Annotated in this window: 14 protein-coding genes; 5 read left to right on the top strand and 9 right to left on the bottom strand. The window is 68.0% G+C overall.

All coding sequences use genetic code 11. The annotated features are described in order from the left end of the window. Positions 1–21 precede the first annotated feature (21 nt). From CFB41_RS28210 to CFB41_RS28195, 4 genes are all read left to right on the top strand, one after another. Positions 22–1,059, top strand: a complete 1,038-nt coding sequence (locus CFB41_RS28210) for an ABC transporter permease (protein ID WP_089458726.1) — start codon at positions 22–24, stop codon at positions 1,057–1,059. Positions 1,060–1,156: 97 nt separating this feature from the next. Further along, complete coding sequence (locus CFB41_RS28205) at positions 1,157–2,098, top strand: ABC transporter substrate-binding protein (protein ID WP_089441826.1); 942 nt, start codon at positions 1,157–1,159, stop codon at positions 2,096–2,098. Positions 2,099–2,158: 60 nt separating this feature from the next. Then, on the top strand, positions 2,159–3,031 hold the full coding sequence (locus tag CFB41_RS28200) for an amidohydrolase (protein WP_089459018.1): 873 nt from the start codon (positions 2,159–2,161) through the stop codon (positions 3,029–3,031). Between the two features lie 189 nt (positions 3,032–3,220). After that, positions 3,221–3,988, top strand: a complete 768-nt coding sequence (locus CFB41_RS28195) for a FadR/GntR family transcriptional regulator (RefSeq protein WP_089458725.1) — start codon at positions 3,221–3,223, stop codon at positions 3,986–3,988. Positions 3,989–4,018: 30 nt separating this feature from the next. Here the strand turns inward: CFB41_RS28195 and CFB41_RS28190 are convergent, their stop codons facing one another. Then, on the bottom strand, positions 4,019–5,260 hold the full coding sequence (locus tag CFB41_RS28190; protein WP_089458724.1) for an FAD-binding oxidoreductase: 1,242 nt from the start codon (positions 5,258–5,260) through the stop codon (positions 4,019–4,021). A 216-nt stretch (positions 5,261–5,476) separates the two neighbouring features. Here CFB41_RS28190 and CFB41_RS28185 point away from each other — a divergent pair, with 216 nt between their 5' ends. Continuing rightward, the gene (locus CFB41_RS28185) at positions 5,477–6,202 is read left to right on the top strand and encodes an SMI1/KNR4 family protein (RefSeq protein ID WP_089458723.1); all 726 of its coding nucleotides are present in this window, start codon (positions 5,477–5,479) and stop codon (positions 6,200–6,202) included. Between the two features lie 39 nt (positions 6,203–6,241). Here the strand turns inward: CFB41_RS28185 and CFB41_RS28180 are convergent, their stop codons facing one another. From CFB41_RS28180 to CFB41_RS28145, 8 genes are all read right to left on the bottom strand, one after another. Continuing rightward, positions 6,242–6,967: an aspartate/glutamate racemase family protein gene (locus tag CFB41_RS28180; protein ID WP_089458722.1), complete on the bottom strand. Its 726-nt coding sequence runs from the start codon at positions 6,965–6,967 to the stop codon at positions 6,242–6,244. A 14-nt stretch (positions 6,968–6,981) separates the two neighbouring features. Beyond that, on the bottom strand, positions 6,982–8,361 hold the full coding sequence (locus CFB41_RS28175; RefSeq protein ID WP_089458721.1) for an amidohydrolase family protein: 1,380 nt from the start codon (positions 8,359–8,361) through the stop codon (positions 6,982–6,984). Positions 8,362–8,448: 87 nt separating this feature from the next. After that, positions 8,449–9,822, bottom strand: coding sequence for a nucleobase:cation symporter-2 family protein (locus tag CFB41_RS28170; protein WP_089426885.1), 1,374 nt, complete (start codon positions 9,820–9,822; stop codon positions 8,449–8,451). A gap of 61 nt (positions 9,823–9,883) precedes the next feature. After that, the gene (locus CFB41_RS28165) at positions 9,884–10,972 is read right to left on the bottom strand and encodes a GTP-binding protein (protein ID WP_089458720.1); all 1,089 of its coding nucleotides are present in this window, start codon (positions 10,970–10,972) and stop codon (positions 9,884–9,886) included. After that, entirely contained in the window at positions 10,969–11,583 is a 615-nt protein-coding gene (locus tag CFB41_RS28160; protein ID WP_089458719.1) for a UbiX family flavin prenyltransferase, read from the bottom strand. The genes CFB41_RS28165 and CFB41_RS28160 overlap by 4 nt, the downstream gene beginning before the upstream one ends. After that, positions 11,580–12,974: a UbiD family decarboxylase gene (locus tag CFB41_RS28155; RefSeq protein ID WP_089458718.1), complete on the bottom strand. Its 1,395-nt coding sequence runs from the start codon at positions 12,972–12,974 to the stop codon at positions 11,580–11,582. The genes CFB41_RS28160 and CFB41_RS28155 overlap by 4 nt, the downstream gene beginning before the upstream one ends. Before the next feature lie 81 nt (positions 12,975–13,055). Beyond that, a complete protein-coding gene (locus tag CFB41_RS28150) occupies positions 13,056–13,961 on the bottom strand; it encodes an amidohydrolase family protein (RefSeq protein WP_089458717.1) in 906 nt (301 codons plus the stop codon). A gap of 36 nt (positions 13,962–13,997) precedes the next feature. Beyond that, on the bottom strand, positions 13,998–14,900 hold the full coding sequence (locus CFB41_RS28145; RefSeq protein WP_089458716.1) for an amidohydrolase family protein: 903 nt from the start codon (positions 14,898–14,900) through the stop codon (positions 13,998–14,000). Between the last annotated feature and the right edge of the window lie 100 nt (positions 14,901–15,000).

Raw genomic sequence — 15,000 nt, 5'->3', positions numbered from 1 at the left:
CGCCGAGACGCTTACCCGATCATGTCCAACGATACGCATCCCGTTCCGCCCCTCGCGTCCGGCGACACGCCGGCCGGCGCATTGAGCCTGAAGTCGCGCTTCTTCAACCCGGCCGCGCGGCAGAAGCTGCTCGCGTTCGCGAGCCTCGTGCTGCTGATCGTGTTCTTCAGCGTCGCGTCGCCGAACTTCCTCGAAGTCGACAACCTCGTCGCGATCCTGCAGGCCACCGCGGTGAACGGCGTGCTGGCCGTCGCCTGTACCTACGTGATCATCACGTCGGGCATCGACCTGTCGGTCGGCACGCTGATGACGTTCTGCGCGGTGATGGCCGGCGTCGTGCTGACGAAATGGGGAATGCCGCTGCCGCTCGGGATCCTGGCCGCGTTGTGCTTCGGCGCACTGTCGGGCAGCGTATCGGGCTTCGTGATCGCGAAGATGAAGGTGCCGCCGTTCATCGCGACGCTCGGCATGATGATGCTGCTCAAGGGGCTGTCGCTCGTGATCTCGGGCACGCGGCCGATCTACTTCAACGACACGCCGGGCTTCACGTCGATCGCGCAGGACTCGCTGATCGGCAACCTGATTCCGGCACTGCCGATTCCGAACGCGGTGCTGATCCTGTTCCTCGTCGCGATCGGCGCGTCGATCGTGCTGAACCGCACGATCTTCGGCCGCTACACGTTCGCGCTCGGCAGCAACGAGGAAGCGCTGCGGCTGTCGGGCGTGAACGTCGATGCGTGGAAAATCGCGGTCTATACGTTCAGCGGCGCGGTGTGCGGGATCGCAGGGCTGCTGATCGCGTCGCGGCTGAATTCCGCGCAGCCCGCGCTCGGGCAGGGCTACGAGCTCGATGCGATCGCGGCCGTCGTGATCGGCGGCACGTCGCTGTCGGGCGGCGCGGGCAGCATCGTCGGCACCATCATCGGCGCGTTCATCATGAGCGTGCTGACGAACGGCCTGCGCATCATGTCGGTCGCGCAGGAATGGCAGACGGTCGTGACGGGCGTGATCATCATCCTCGCCGTCTACGTCGATATCCTGCGCCGGCGGCGCCGCTGACGGCCGCGTTCACGCAGGCAGGTGCTTCATCGCCGGTTCCGGCCGGCGTCCCAGTCGTTCCAGTCGGTTGAGTCGATACGAAAAAAGGAGACGCGAAGTGATCAGGAGCAAGGTGTTGAACGCGATCGTCGGGCTGACGTTCGCCGTCGGCGTCACGGCCGGCGCGCAGGCGCAGGAAACCTACATCCCGCTGATCTCGAAGGGCTTCCAGCATCAGTTCTGGCAGGCCGTGAAAGCGGGCGCGACGCAGGCCGCGAAGGACTACAAGGTGAAGGTGACGTTCGAAGGGCCGGAGACCGAGGCGATGGTCGACAAGCAGATCGACATGCTGTCGGCCGCGATCGCGAAGAAGCCGGCCGCGCTCGGCTTCGCGGCGCTCGACAGCAAGGCCGCGCTGCCGCTCCTGAAGAAGGCGCAGGCCGAGAAGATCCCGGTGATCGCGTTCGACTCGGGCGTGGACAGCGACATCCCGGTGACGACGGCCGCGACCAACAACAAGGCCGCCGCGTCGCTCGCCGCCGACAAGCTCGCCGCGCTGATCGGCGACGAGGGCGAGGTGGCCGTGGTCGCGCACGACCAGACGAGCCGCACCGGCATCGACCGTCGCGACGGCTTTCTCGAACGGATGAAGTCGGCGCACCCGAAGGTGCAGGTCGTGACCGTGCAGTACGGCGAAGGCGACCAGCTGAAGTCGACCGAGGTGACGAAGTCGATCCTGCAGGCGTATCCGAAGCTCAAGGGGCTGTTCGGCACCAACGAAGGCTCGGCGATCGGCGTGGTCAACGGCGTGCGCGAGATGAAGCGCAAGGTAGTGATCGTCGGGTACGATTCCGGCAAGCAGCAGAAGGACGCGATCCGCAGCGGGCTGATGGCCGGCGCGATCACGCAGAACCCGATCGGGATCGGCTACAAGACGGTCGAGGCGGCCGTGAAGGCGATCAAGGGCGAGAAGCTGCCGAAGGTCATCGATACCGGTTTCTATTGGTACGACAAGACCAATATCGACGATCCGAAGATCGCGGCGGTGTTGTACGACTGAACGTTGCGTCGCGCGGCGGTGGCGCGCGCCGCCGCCGCGGCGACCGGACACGAGGGCATCATGGGCGCAGTGCGTATCGATTCGCATCAGCACTTCTGGCGCTACCGCGCCGCCGATTACCCGTGGATCGGCCCCGGCATGGGCGTGCTCGCGCGCGACTACCTGCCCGATGCGCTGTGGCCGCTGATGCATGCGCAGGCGCTCGGTGCGTCGATCGCCGTGCAGGCGCGCGCCGGGCGCGACGAGACGGCGTTCCTGCTCGATCTCGCACGCGACGATGCGCGCATCGCGGCGGTGGTCGGCTGGGAGGATCTCGCCGCGCCGCAGCTCGCGGATCGCATTGCCGAATGGCGCAGCCCGAAGCTGCGCGGCTTCCGTCACCAGGTGCAGGACGAAGCCGATGCCACCGCGTTCGTCGCGGAGCCGGGTTTCAACCGCGGCATCGCGTGGCTGCAGGCGAACGGCTACGTGTACGACGTGCTCGTGTTCGAGCGCCAGTTGCGCGACGTGTGGGCGTTTTGTGCGCGGCACGACGCGCACTGGCTCGTGCTCGATCACGTCGGCAAGCCCGCACTCGCCGACTTCGAGCGCGACGACACGGCGCTCGCGCGCTGGCGCGCCGCGTTGCGCGAGCTGGGCGCGCTGCCGCATGTCGTGTGCAAGCTGTCGGGGCTCGTGACCGAGGCCGACTGGCAGCGCGGGCTGCGCGGGAAGGATGTCCGGCGCATCGAGCAGTGTCTCGATACGGCGCTCGACGCGTTCGGCCCGCAGCGGCTGATGTTCGGGTCGGACTGGCCCGTGTGCCTGCTGGCGGCGTCGTATGACGAAGTGGCGTCGGTCATCGAGCGCTGGGCCGAATCGCGGTTGTCGGCGGCCGAGCGCACCGCGCTGTGGGGCGGCACCGCCGCGCGTTGCTACGCGGTGCCGACGTGAGCGCACGTGCGTGCGCGTGGGGGTGTCGCTTCGTCGGACGAATGACGACGGGCGCCACGGTGTTCAGATGGTTGCGGTCGCATCGATTCTTCACCCGGTGCCCGGGGCCGAACCTTTAGAATATGCGCAAACGGTTGCGTGCGATGCGCGCGCGGCCGTCCGGAACGAAACCGATCACAGTCCCGACGTATGTCCATCCAGCCGATTCAGAACCGCCGCCTCTACCAGCAGATCGCCGACAAGCTCAGTGCGATGATCGAGTCCGGCGACTTTCCGCCGGGCAGCTACCTGCCGCCCGAGCGCGAACTGGCCGAACAGTTCGGTGTGTCGCGCACCTCGGTGCGCGAGGCGCTGATCGCGCTCGAAGTGCGCGGGTGCGTGAGCGTGCGCGTCGGCGACGGCGTGAAGGTGCGCCATCCCGAAACGGCCGCCGCGCCTGAGCCCGCGCCTGTCCCTGCGGAGAAGGCCGCGCCGTTCACGATCGTCGAGATCGATCCCGAACTCGGCATCGCACTCGACCTCGATACCGAAATCCCGCCGTTCGCGTTGCTGCAGGCGCGCCGGCTGATCGAGCCGGAAGCGGCGTCGCTGGCCGCGAAGCACGGCTCGGACGAGCAGATCGACGGGATCCACGAGGCGTTCCTGCGCAACCAGGCAGACAACCTCAGCGGCTCGCTCACGCATCCGGGCGACCGGCTGTTTCACATCCGCATCGCGGAGGCGAGCGACAACGCCGCGTATGCGCTGATGATCAAGCAGCTGCTCGCGCACAAGTACGACCTGATGTTCCAGCGGCTGCAGTCGCTGTACATGCCGAACGACATGCCGCACCGGTCGGAACTCGAACACCGCGCGATCCTCGATGCGATCCGCGCACGCGACCCGGACGCCGCGCGCCGCGCGATGGCCGAGCATCTCGACGAAGTGATCCGCATCTTCGGCCGCGCGCTCGACTGAGCGCGCGTCGACGCGTGACCGGTTGCCCGTTCAGAAGCGATCCGCGCGATACGGCGCCGGATCGGTGAACGGCGCTTCGCCGGTCATCATCTCGGCCAGCAGGCGGCCGGTGACGGGGCCGAGCGTCAGCCCGTGATGGTTGTGCCCGAACGCGAACCACAGCCCGCGATGCGCGGGCGCGGGGCCGATCACCGGGCGCATGTCGGGCGTGCACGGCCGGAAGCCGAGCCAGGGCTGCGGGTCGAGCCGCTCACCGAAGCCGAACACGGGCCGCGCGACGCGTTCCGCGCGTTCGAGCTGCACGCCGGTGGGCGGCACGCCGCGCCGCGCGATCTCGACGCCGGTCGTCAGCCGCAGCCCGCGCTTCATCGGGGCGATCACGTAACCGTATTCGCGATCGACGATCGGCGCCGACGGCACGCCGCGCGCGGACGGCGCGTAGTGCATGTGATAGCCGCGCTTCTCGCGCAGCGGGATCGTGTAGCCGAACTTGCCGAACACCGTGTCGGACCACGGGCCGAGCGCGACGACCACGGCCGGCGCGGCGGCCATGCCGTCCTGCGTCCTGACCTGCCAGCCTGGCGACAGCGCGTCGAGGCTTGCGGCGTCGCCCGTCAGCAGCGTGCCGCCGCCTTGCACGAAGAGTTGCGCGTACGCTTTGACGAGCGCGGACGGGTCGACGACGCTTTTCGGATCGAGCCAGTGCAGCGCGCCGCAGAAGCCGGGCGCGAGGCTCGGTTCGTGCGCGCTCAGCGCGGCCGCATCGAGCGGCGTGATGCCGAGCCCGTGGCGGCGCGCGGTGAGTGCGGCTTCGGTCACGCTGCGCTCGAATGCGGCGGGCGTGCGGAACGCTTCCAGCCAGCCGTTCGCGCGGATGAGCTCGCCGGCGCCGGCCCGCGCGATCAGCGCGTCGTGCTCGACGATGCAGCGCTCGATCAGCGGCAGCATGTCGCGCGACGCCGCCGCGTGACGCAGCGGCGCCGATTCCCACCAGAAACGCGCGAGCCACGGCGCGAATGCGGGCAGCGACGCGCTGTGCCAGTAGAGATCGGTCGAGCGGTTCAGCGCATAGCGCATCAGCGTGAACGGGCTGCGCGGGAACGGATACGGTTCGACCGACGAGCGCTCGATCAGCCCCGCGTTGCCGAAGCTCGTGCCTTCGCCGGGCGCGCCGCGATCGACGAGGGCGACCTTGCGCCCGCGATCCTGCAGGTGGAGTGCCACGGAGACGCCGACGATGCCTGCGCCGAGAACGATGACGTCGAAATCCATCGGTGGTGAATGACGGTGAGCGGCGCGTGCCCGCGATGACGGATGCGCCCGGGTTGGAGAGCAGTTCGAACTGCCAGCATACTCGCGGCGGCGCGGCGCACCAAGAGGGCGCGCGCGGCCCGCGCATGGCGGGTGGCCCGATCCCGACGATTCGCGATTGATGCGACGACGCGGGCAGTAGAATGCGCGGATTCCGGCCTTCGAGGGTGACACGCGATGATCGAATTGAGCGCAGCGGTGTATGCGGCGGAGTTGAAGCGCTTTCGGGCGACGGGCAACGTGTGGCTCGCGGCGGACGAGATGCCGGCCGATGTCGACGTGCCGCCTGCATGGCGCGCGTTGCTCGCCGCGCCGGACGACCTGCTCGCGGACAGGCTCGTGCAGATGTGGGCCGCCATCATCGATCGATTGCCGGCCGTCGCGCAGTTCTTTCGCGACAACCTCGCGCGTCCGGCCGTGTTCCGCAACGACGGCGGCGACGTCGCGCTGCTGTACCCGTATACGGTCGAGCACGACGACCTGAATTTCTTCGTCGGCCGCGCGCCGTTGGGCGAGCGGTGGCCAGATGATGTGTCACCGTGGACCGCGCTGCCTGAAGCGCTGCGGCGTTTCCATCAAACCGTGCATGACGGCTGGACGTTCTTTCCCGCGAATTCGATGGGGCCGTTGCCGCTCGCCGATCAGGCTGCGCTCGCCGGCAAGCTCGACCTGACGCCTGTCGAGATACGCACGCTCGGCGTGAACCCGGATCTCGTGCGCACCGTAGTTCATAACGGCAGCGGTGACTGGCTGTGCGTCGATTCGAGTGAAGCGGCCGGCGGTGGCAACCCGGCCGGGCGGATCTGGTGGCACGAGCGTCCTACCGAACTCGAACCGGTGGACTTCTGGGCCGTGATGAACGCGTGGTTCGAGATTTTCGTCGAGGAAGCCGACACGCGATGATGAGACACGCCCGGCGCGGGCCGTCCACCGCGTCCGTCGTCAGCTCATCTCGAACAGCTTTCCCCATCGCGCCAGCACGCGCGTATCGACCCCCGCCATCCTCAGCGTTTTCCACACCACGGTCGACACCGTGTCATAAGCCGCGATCCCGGTCGCCTGCTCGAACGGCGCGGCCAGATGGGCGGCATGCAGGTTCGTGCAGAACGTCGCCACCGCATCCGGGCGCGCCCGCGCAGCCTGGCGTATCAGCGCCGCAATCTGCGTATCGGGCACCTCCGCGAAGCTGAAGTTGTCGCGCAACCCGAGATGCTGTTCGCCCACGCATTCGATGCCGAGTTGCGCATACTGGCGCACGATCCGCTGCTGCACGTCGTCGAGATACGGCGTGACGAGGCCGAGCCGCCGCACGCCGGTGCGTTCGAGCAGCTCGTTCAACGCGAGCACGGACGACGTTGCCGGAATGCCGGTGGCCTGCTCGATGACGCGGCACAGCGCCGCGTCGCGTTCGAATCCGAGCCAGCCAGCCGACGTGCCGCTCCAGCCGATCACGTCGACCCGCGCGTCGGTGAGCTGCCGCGCCGCGACGAGCATGCGCGCCGCGTCGAACTGGTCGAGCGCGGCGTCGGTGAGCGCAATCTCGGTCACGGTGAAGCGCGCGAAATGCACGCTGACGTCTGGCAGCCCGGCGACGATCGCGGTCGTCAACGGTTCGAGCGCGGTGTTCGACGACGGCGTCAGGATGCCGATGCGGATGCGCGGATTCATCGCGGGGCGTCCGTTCAATCGAGCAACTGCCGCACGGCGTCGACCGCCTCGCGGCGCAGCGCGGCCAGGTCGAGGCCCGGAATCTCGCCGTTGTCCACCACGACGCGGCCGTTCACGATGTTGTACTTCACCGGCGCGGGCTCGCCGGCCGTCACCGGCGCAATGGCGTAGTCGTGGAAGCCGTTGAAGCGCGGCCCGCTCACGTCGTACAGCACGAGATCGGCGGCCTGGCCCGCCTCCAGCGTGCCGACCGCGTTCAGCCCGAGCACGCGCGCGCCGCCTTGCGTGCCCCAGTGCAACACTTCCTCGGCGGTGGTGGCCGCCGCACCGTGCGCCGCACGATGCACGAGCCAGGCGAAATTCGCTTCGTGCGTCATGCTGCCGGATTCGTTCGACGCGACACCATCGACGCCGAGGGACACCGGCACGCCGGCCGCCGCCATGCGCGGCGCGGGCGCGATGCCGCTGCCGAGCCGCGCGTTGCTGACGGGGCAGTGCGAGCAACCGGTGCCCGTTTCGGCGAGCAGCGCGATTTCGTTCTCCTCGAGATGGACGAGGTGCGCGAACCACACGTCGGGGCCGAGCCATTCGTGTTCGGCGACGAATTCGACCGGGAGCTTGCCGTAGCGCTCGCGACAGAAGTCGACGTAACGCGTCGTCTCCGACAGGTGCGAATGCAGCCGCAGGCCCATCCCGCGCGCGGCGCGCGCGACTTCGGGCAGCAGGTCGGGCGGCAGCGAGAAGGTCGGTGTCGTCGGGGCGACGACCACGCGCCGCATCGATGCGGTGCCCGCGTCGTGATAACGCGCCTTCAGCCGCTCGATATCGGCAAGCATCCGGTCGAGCGTCTCGGGCTGCAACGTCGTGCCGGCGAAGCCCGGATGATCGCCGGCCGCCTGCAATGCGCCGCCGCGGCACAGCACGAAGCGCATCCCGAAGGCGGCCGCTTCGTCGAACAGCAGGTCGCCGGTCTCGGTCGTGCCGCCCGCGTGATACAGGTAGTGGTGATCGGCGCAGGTCGTCACGCCGGACAGCAGCAGTTCCGCGAAGCCGAGCCGTGCGGCGATGCGCGCGAGCGCCGGCGTGAAGCGCGCGACGCGCGGATACGGCACGGCCGCGAGCCATTCCTGCAGGCCGGCGTTGATCCCGGCCGGCACGGCCTTCAGCAGGTTCTGGAACAGGTGGTGATGCGTGTTGACCCAGCCCGGGTAGACGACGCAGTCGGTCGCGTCGATCACGCGTTCACCGGGCAGCGGTGTGAGATCAGGCGCAATCGTCTCGATCCGGCCGTCGCGGATGCGCAGGTCGGCCTGGCCGAGCCGCGCGGCGTCGCCGGTGCGGCCGCTCATGACCGCGATCGGGTTGCGGATCAGCAGCGAAGAAGGAACGCTCATGGTCGGGTCTCCTCGGATACGGATAGTCGGGTTGTGGTTCGTCAGGCGCCGCGCGCGGGCTCGATGCCGCGCGCGGCATGCAGCCCGTCAGTCGCACTCGCGTGCCATCGGGCTGCCGTGCGCGGCGTCGGCGTGGACGTGCGATTCAACGGGGGCGGCCGCCGGCACACCGTTGAGCAGCGCGTTGAGCAGTACCGACACGAGGCATGCGAGCACGACGCCGCTGTGCAGGAACGGCTGCGTCCAGTCGGGCATGTGCGCGAACACCTTGGGCGCCATCACCGGAATCAGCGCGGTCGCGATCGTGAAGCCGACGATCAGCACGTTGTAGCGGTTGCCTTCGAAGTCGACCTTCGCGAGCGTCTGCACGCCGGCGGCGACTACGACGCCGAACATCGCGATACCGGCACCGCCGAGCGCGGCCGACGGCGTCGACGCGACGATCGCGCCGATCTTCGGCACCAGCGCGACGACGCACATCAGCACGCCGCTGACCGCGACGATCCAGCGGCTGCGCACGCCGGTCAGGATCACGAGCCCGACGTTCTCCATGAACGCGATGAACGGGAACGCGGCGAACGTGCCGGCGATCGCGCTCGCGACGCCGTTTGCCCGCAGCCCGCGCACGACGTCCTCCTCGCTCACCTGTTTCTCGACGATATCGCCGATCGCGACGAACAGCCCCATCGACTCGACCATCTGCACGATCATCACGACGACCATCGTCAGCACCGGCACGATCGCGAACACCGGCGTGCCGAAGTGGAACGGGTAGGGCACGGTGAACCACGGCGCGGCCGCGACGTTCGTGAAGTTGCCCATCCCGAGCGCGATCGCGAGCAGGCTGCCGGCGACGAGCCCGATCAGCACCGACAGGTTGCGCAGGAACGCGTTCGCGAAGCGGTTGACCGCGAGGATCACGACCGCGACGACGAGCGCGACCGCGAGAAACGACAGTTCGCCGAACTGCAGCTTCGCCGCGTCGCCGCCGCCGGCCCACTGGTACGCGACCGGAAACAGCTGCAGCCCGATCACGGTGACGATGCAGCCGGTCACGACCGGCGGGAACAGGCGGCGCAGCCGGCCGACCAGCGGCGCGGCGAAGGTCGTGATGATGCCCGCGCCGATCACCGCGCCGCACACGCCGGCGAACCCCACGCCCGGCGTCAGGCCGATCGCGATCACGGGGCCGACGCTGCTGAATGCGACGCCCTGCAGGATCGGCAGGCGCACGCCGAGTTTCCAGACGCCGACCGTTTGCAGGATCGTCGAGATGCCGGAACAGAACAGCGCGGTGCTGATCAGCACGGTCGTATCGGCGGGCGACATCTTCAACGCCGATGCGACGATCAGCGGCACCGCGATCGCGCCGATATAGGCGACGAGCATGTGTTGCAGGCCGAGCGTCAGCATCTGGCGGCGCGGCAGGACCCGATCGACGGGATGTGAAGCAGCGTTCATGGGCGAGTCTCCTGAGGTTCGTTTGCGGGCGGGCGCGCGATGCGCCCGCCTGGCGTGCCCGTCAGGCCGCGACCGCCGCGGCGAGACAGGCATGGAAACGGTCGGTCAGCGCGGCGCGATCGAGATCGCGGCCGATGAAAACGATGCGTGACGAGCGCGGCTCGCACCCCCACGCCTGCGCGGCGCGCAGCTCGATCACGCCGTGCACGCCCTGCAGCACGTAGCGTTGCGCGCGGCCCTGCACGGCGAGGATGCCTTTCATCCGGAACAGGTTCGCGGTATCGGCGCGACGCAGCTCGCCGAGCCACGCTTCGAGCGCGTCGAGATCGACGTCCGCATCGACTTCGATGCCGACCGACGACACGCTGGCGTCGTGTTCGTGGTGGTCGTGATCGTCGTCGTGCGCGTGGTCGCCATGCTCATGCTCGTGCGCGTGTTCGTCCCCATGCGGTGTATCGGCCTGCAGCCCGTCGCTCTCGACGAGGATCTGCGCGAATTCGTTCGCGCCGATGCCGAGGATGCGGTCGAGATCGACCTGCGCGTAGCTCGACGTGACGATCTCGGCCGTCGTGTTCAGCTCGCGCAGCCGCGCGGTCAGCGCATCGACGTCCGGTGCGTCGACGAGGTCGACCTTGTTGATCACGATGCGGTCCGCGCAGACGATCTGGTCGACCGCCTGGTTGTCGCGGCCGTCGAGCACCAGATCGTCGAGGTGCGCGCGGATATGCTTCGCGTCGACCATCGTGACGACCGCGTCGAGCGCGACTTCCTTCGCGATCGGATCGTCGAGGAAGAAGGTCTGCGCGACCGGATACGGATCGGCGAGGCCGCTCGTCTCGACGATGATGTGATCGAGCCGGTCGGGGCGCGCCACGAGCATCCGCACGATCCGCACGAGATCCTCGCGCACCGCGCCGACGCAGCACACGCAGCCGTTCGTCATCTCGTAGATTTCCTCGGTCGATTCGAGCACGAGGCCGCCGTCGATGCCGATCTCGCCGAACTCGTTCTCGATCACCGCGATCTTGCGGCCGTGCTTCTCGCGCAGGATGTAGTTCAGCAGCGTGGTCTTGCCTGCGCCGAGAAAGCCCGTGAGCACGGTGACCGGAATCTTCTCGACGTCGCTGTGGGTGGTGTGGATGTGGGTCATGATGCATCTCCGTTGAGTCGGTTGGGCTGCGGGTTCGGCTGTGATGCGTTGTCTTTCCAGCGATGGACGGTGCGGGAATCGAGGTCGAACAGGTCGAGCACGCGGCCGAGCGTGTGGTCGATCATCTGGTCGAGCGAAGCGGGGCGCGCATAGAACGCCGGCACCGGCGGCGCGACGATCGCGCCCATCTCGGTGACGGTGGCCATGTTGCGCAAATGCGTGAGCGTGTACGGCGTCTCGCGTGCGAGCAGCACGAGCCGGCGGCGCTCCTTCAGCACGACGTCGGCCGCGCGCGAGATCAGGCCGGAGGAGAGGCCGCTCGCGATCTCGGCGAGCGTCTTCATCGAGCACGGCGCGACGATCATCCCGAGCGTGCGGAACGAGCCGCTCGAGATCGGCGCCGCGATGTCGTCGCTGCGGTACAGCACGCTCGCGAGCGCGGTGATGTCGGACAGCCGGTAGTCGGTCTCATGCGCCATCGTCAGCGCGGCAGCGCGCGACACGACCACGTGCGTCTCGATGTCGAGCTCGCGCAGCAGCGCGAGCAGCCGCATCCCGTACACGAAGCCGGATGCGCCGCTGATGCCGACCACGAGCCGCCGCGCGCTCATCGCGACGCTCCGCCGAGTTGCGCGATCACGTGCGCGGCGCGCTGCATCGCGGCGTCGCCGACGCGTGCGCGCACGCCGTCGAAGCGCGAGCCGCGCGTCGCGTCGATCCCCATTCGCGACGTCGTGCCGTCGGCGGACGACGACGGATCGAGCGGGCTGCCGGGCAGCCCGTCGACGACGAACAGGTCGCGGTGCGGCTGGAAGTGCGTCGCGATCGCCCACAGCACCTGCGCGTCGTCGGTGATGTCGACGTCGCTGTCGACCGCGACGACGTTCTTCAGGTACGGGTCCCAGCCGAGCAGCGCGAGCATGATCTGGCGCGCCTCGCCGTCGCGCGACTGCTTCAGCGCGACGTAGCAGTGGAAGTGCGTACCGGAATTCGGATAGTGAATCGCGGTGACCGAAGGAAAGCGCGCCTTCAGCTTCTCGCTCATCTCGGCTTCACGCGGCAGCCGCGCGAGCGTCAGATGTTCCGCGTACGGGCCGCCGACCACGTCGACGAGCCATGCATCCTTGCGCCGCATCATCGCGTCGATGCGCAACACGTTGTTGGTCGAGCGGTCCGACGAGTAGCCGGTGAATTCGCCGAACGGGCCTTCTTCCGCCTGCGCGTCGGGATCGATCGTGCCTTCGAGCACGAACTCGGCGGCGGCCGGCACGCCGATGCCGTGGCGCGGCGTGCGCACGAGCTGCAGCGGCGCGCCGAGCAGCCCACCGGCAATCGCGCGCTCATCCGCGCCGAACGGCACGCGCGCGGCGGCCGCGAGCATGAACAGCGGATGCGCGCCGATCACCATCGCCACCTTGAGCGTGTCGCCGCGCGCCTTCGCGGTCTGCAGCATCCGCCACAGATGGCCGCGCGAATGCAGGCTCGTCGCCAGCGCGTTGCGCGCATGCGGCATCGAGCGGTGGTAGCTGAGGTTCGCGACGCCCGTCACCGGATCTTCGGCAACGATCACCGCGTTGGTCACGTAGGGCCCGCGATCGGTTTCGAAGTGGCGGATCATCGGCAGCTGCGCGAGATCGACCGCGTCGCCTTCGGTCACCTGATCGAGCACGGGGCCGTGCGGCACGACGACCGGCGCGACGGGCGCGTTCGCGCGCTGCTGCCACGCGTCGAACAGGCCGTTCGCATCGACGCCGAACAGCCGGCCGATGCGCGTGCGGGACGCGAATACGTTGGTGACGAGCGGTGTCGACAGGCCGTCGACGCGCTCGCAGACGAGCATCTCGTGCCGCCCGCGCGCGGCGAGCGACGCGACGACGGCCGTGACGTCCTGGTCGGCGGACAGCGGCTGCGCGAGCGTCAGCACGTCGTCCGGAAAGCGTTCGCGATAGGCGTTCGCGAAGTGATGAAAATCCTGCTGCTCGGCGAAAAGGCTGGACGCCATGATGCACTCCGTCGGATGCGGAAGGGGAAAGGCCGGATCGCGCGCGTGTTCGATGCGGCACGCGATCCGGCTGCCGGCGCGTTACAGGTAGGTCGACGTGAGGCGCTTCTGCGCTTCGTCGAGATCTTTCGGCGGCCTGGTCGGCTCGATGCCGACGAGGCGGGCGATGTTGTTGCCCATGTAGTCCTCGAGGCCGTCTTCGTCGAGATCCATCCCCTGCGGCGCGGGTCCGCACAGCATTTCCAGCTCGCGCAGCCACATGCCGGGCTCGTTCGGCGGCGAATCGGTGCCGAACACGATCTTTTTGCGCGGCAGCTCGCGGGCGAACTCGACGATCCGAGACTGGTAGCACCAGCCCGATTCGCAGTACACGTTCGGCGTATCCATCGCCATCCAGAACGCTTCGAACGAGTAGTTGCCACCCGTCTGGATGCCGAAGTGACCGATGATGAAGTTCACCATCGGAAACTCGCGGATGATCGGATAGAACTGCGTCGGGATCGTGTACGGGCCGTCGCCGGTGTGGATCAGCACGACGATGTTGTACTTCGCGCAGACCTTCATCGCGGGGCGCAGCCAGTCGAGCGCGCGATCGGGCCGGTAGCCGTGCATGTTCGCGTGCAGCTTCACCATCTTGAAGCCGTACTCCCTGATGTGGAATTCGAGCTCCGCCGCGCCGTTCTCCGGGCCCCAGCGCGGGTTGTACGTGAAGTTGCCGATGAAGCGGTCGGGGTATTTCTGCGTGAGTTCGGCGATATACGCCATGTAGTCGCGGATGCCTTCACGGCCGCGGCGGTTGCCGTCGCGATAGCCGGTGTTGCCCGGCGGCGGCTGGATGAAGCCCATGTCGATGCGGCGCGGCTTGCCGTTGATGATGTACGGGCCGTCCATCATCTTCAGCAGGCGTTCGCCGGTGAACGGTTCGCCGGTGTGGCGCCACGCCTCGTCGACGAGGTTGGTCGGGTGCAGGTGCGTATCGATGATCATGCAATGCTCCGGAATCGGGAGAGAGGGGTGCGGGCGTCAGGCGGCGAGCAGCGCTCTCGCTTCGTCGACGGTGCGCGGCGCGGGCGTCGGTTCGAGGCCGATCATTCGCGCGGTGTTGTTGCCGAGGTAATCCTCGAGCGTGTCCTCGTCGAGATTCATCCCTTGCGGCGGATCGAAGCACAGCACTTCGAGCAGCCGCAGCCACATGCCCGGTTCGTTCGGCGGCGTGTCGGAGCCGAACAGGATCTTGTGCTTCGGCAGCACCTTCGCGAATTCGACGATCCGCGACTGCAGGCACCAGCCGGATTCGCAATACACGTTCGGCAGGTCCATCGCGAGCTGGAACGGCTCGAAGCAGTAGACGCCGCCCGTCTGCACCCCGAAGTGCGCCATGATGAAATTGACCGTCGGGAATTCCTTGATCATCGGCACCCACTCGGTGGGGATGCTGTACGGGCCGTCGCCGGTGTGCAGCTTCACGAGCACGCCGAGCTCCGCGCATTTCTTCAGCGCGGGGCGCAGCCAGTCGAGTGCGCGATCGGGCCGGTACGCATGCATGTTGGCCTGGAACTGCACCATCTTGAAGCCGAGCTTGCGCACGTAATGATCGATCGCGTTCACGCCGTTCTCCACGCCGCAGCGCGGGTTGTAGACGAAGCAGCCGATGAAGCGGTCGGGGTGCTTGCGCACCATCTCGACCGTATACGCCATGTACGCGTCGATCGATTCGGTGCCCGACTTCTCGCCGTCGGTATACGTATAGATGGTGTTGCCTTGCGGCGGCTGGATGAACGCCTTGTCGACGCGGCGCGGCTTGCCGTTGATGAGGAACGGGCCGTTCATCGTCTCGATCAGGCGCTCGCCGGTGAACGGCGGGCCGTCGTGACGCCATGCGAGGTCGACGAGATTCGTCGGGTAACAGCTGGTGTCGATGATCATCTACTCGATCTCCTTGAGAGGAACCGGAAAGGCCGGTTGCCGTATCGCGGGCAGGCACGTCGATGAAGCGACCTGTCGGTCGGATTCATGCGGCCCTTTG

This window comes from Burkholderia sp. AU33803 (assembly GCF_002223095.1).
Lineage (GTDB): Bacteria > Pseudomonadota > Gammaproteobacteria > Burkholderiales > Burkholderiaceae > Burkholderia.
This window is presented reverse-complemented; position numbering and strand designations above follow the sequence as displayed.

What these genes read in the sequence shown, in the direction of transcription:
- CFB41_RS28210 (WP_089458726.1), top strand. Translation starts at nt 22, where the DNA reads ATGTCCAACGATACGCATCCCGTTCCGCCCCTCGCGTCCGGCGACACG.
- CFB41_RS28190 (WP_089458724.1), bottom strand. Translation starts at nt 5,260, where the DNA reads ATGGATTTCGACGTCATCGTTCTCGGCGCAGGCATCGTCGGCGTCTCC.
- CFB41_RS28155 (WP_089458718.1), bottom strand. Translation starts at nt 12,974, where the DNA reads ATGGCGTCCAGCCTTTTCGCCGAGCAGCAGGATTTTCATCACTTCGCG.
- CFB41_RS28195 (WP_089458725.1), top strand. Translation starts at nt 3,221, where the DNA reads ATGTCCATCCAGCCGATTCAGAACCGCCGCCTCTACCAGCAGATCGCC.
- CFB41_RS28200 (WP_089459018.1), top strand. Translation starts at nt 2,159, where the DNA reads ATGGGCGCAGTGCGTATCGATTCGCATCAGCACTTCTGGCGCTACCGC.
- CFB41_RS28150 (WP_089458717.1), bottom strand. Translation starts at nt 13,961, where the DNA reads ATGATCATCGATACGCACCTGCACCCGACCAACCTCGTCGACGAGGCG.
- CFB41_RS28170 (WP_089426885.1), bottom strand. Translation starts at nt 9,822, where the DNA reads ATGAACGCTGCTTCACATCCCGTCGATCGGGTCCTGCCGCGCCGCCAG.
- CFB41_RS28175 (WP_089458721.1), bottom strand. Translation starts at nt 8,361, where the DNA reads ATGAGCGTTCCTTCTTCGCTGCTGATCCGCAACCCGATCGCGGTCATG.
- CFB41_RS28165 (WP_089458720.1), bottom strand. Translation starts at nt 10,972, where the DNA reads ATGACCCACATCCACACCACCCACAGCGACGTCGAGAAGATTCCGGTC.
- CFB41_RS28160 (WP_089458719.1), bottom strand. Translation starts at nt 11,583, where the DNA reads ATGAGCGCGCGGCGGCTCGTGGTCGGCATCAGCGGCGCATCCGGCTTC.
- CFB41_RS28180 (WP_089458722.1), bottom strand. Translation starts at nt 6,967, where the DNA reads ATGAATCCGCGCATCCGCATCGGCATCCTGACGCCGTCGTCGAACACC.
- CFB41_RS28185 (WP_089458723.1), top strand. Translation starts at nt 5,477, where the DNA reads ATGATCGAATTGAGCGCAGCGGTGTATGCGGCGGAGTTGAAGCGCTTT.
- CFB41_RS28145 (WP_089458716.1), bottom strand. Translation starts at nt 14,900, where the DNA reads ATGATCATCGACACCAGCTGTTACCCGACGAATCTCGTCGACCTCGCA.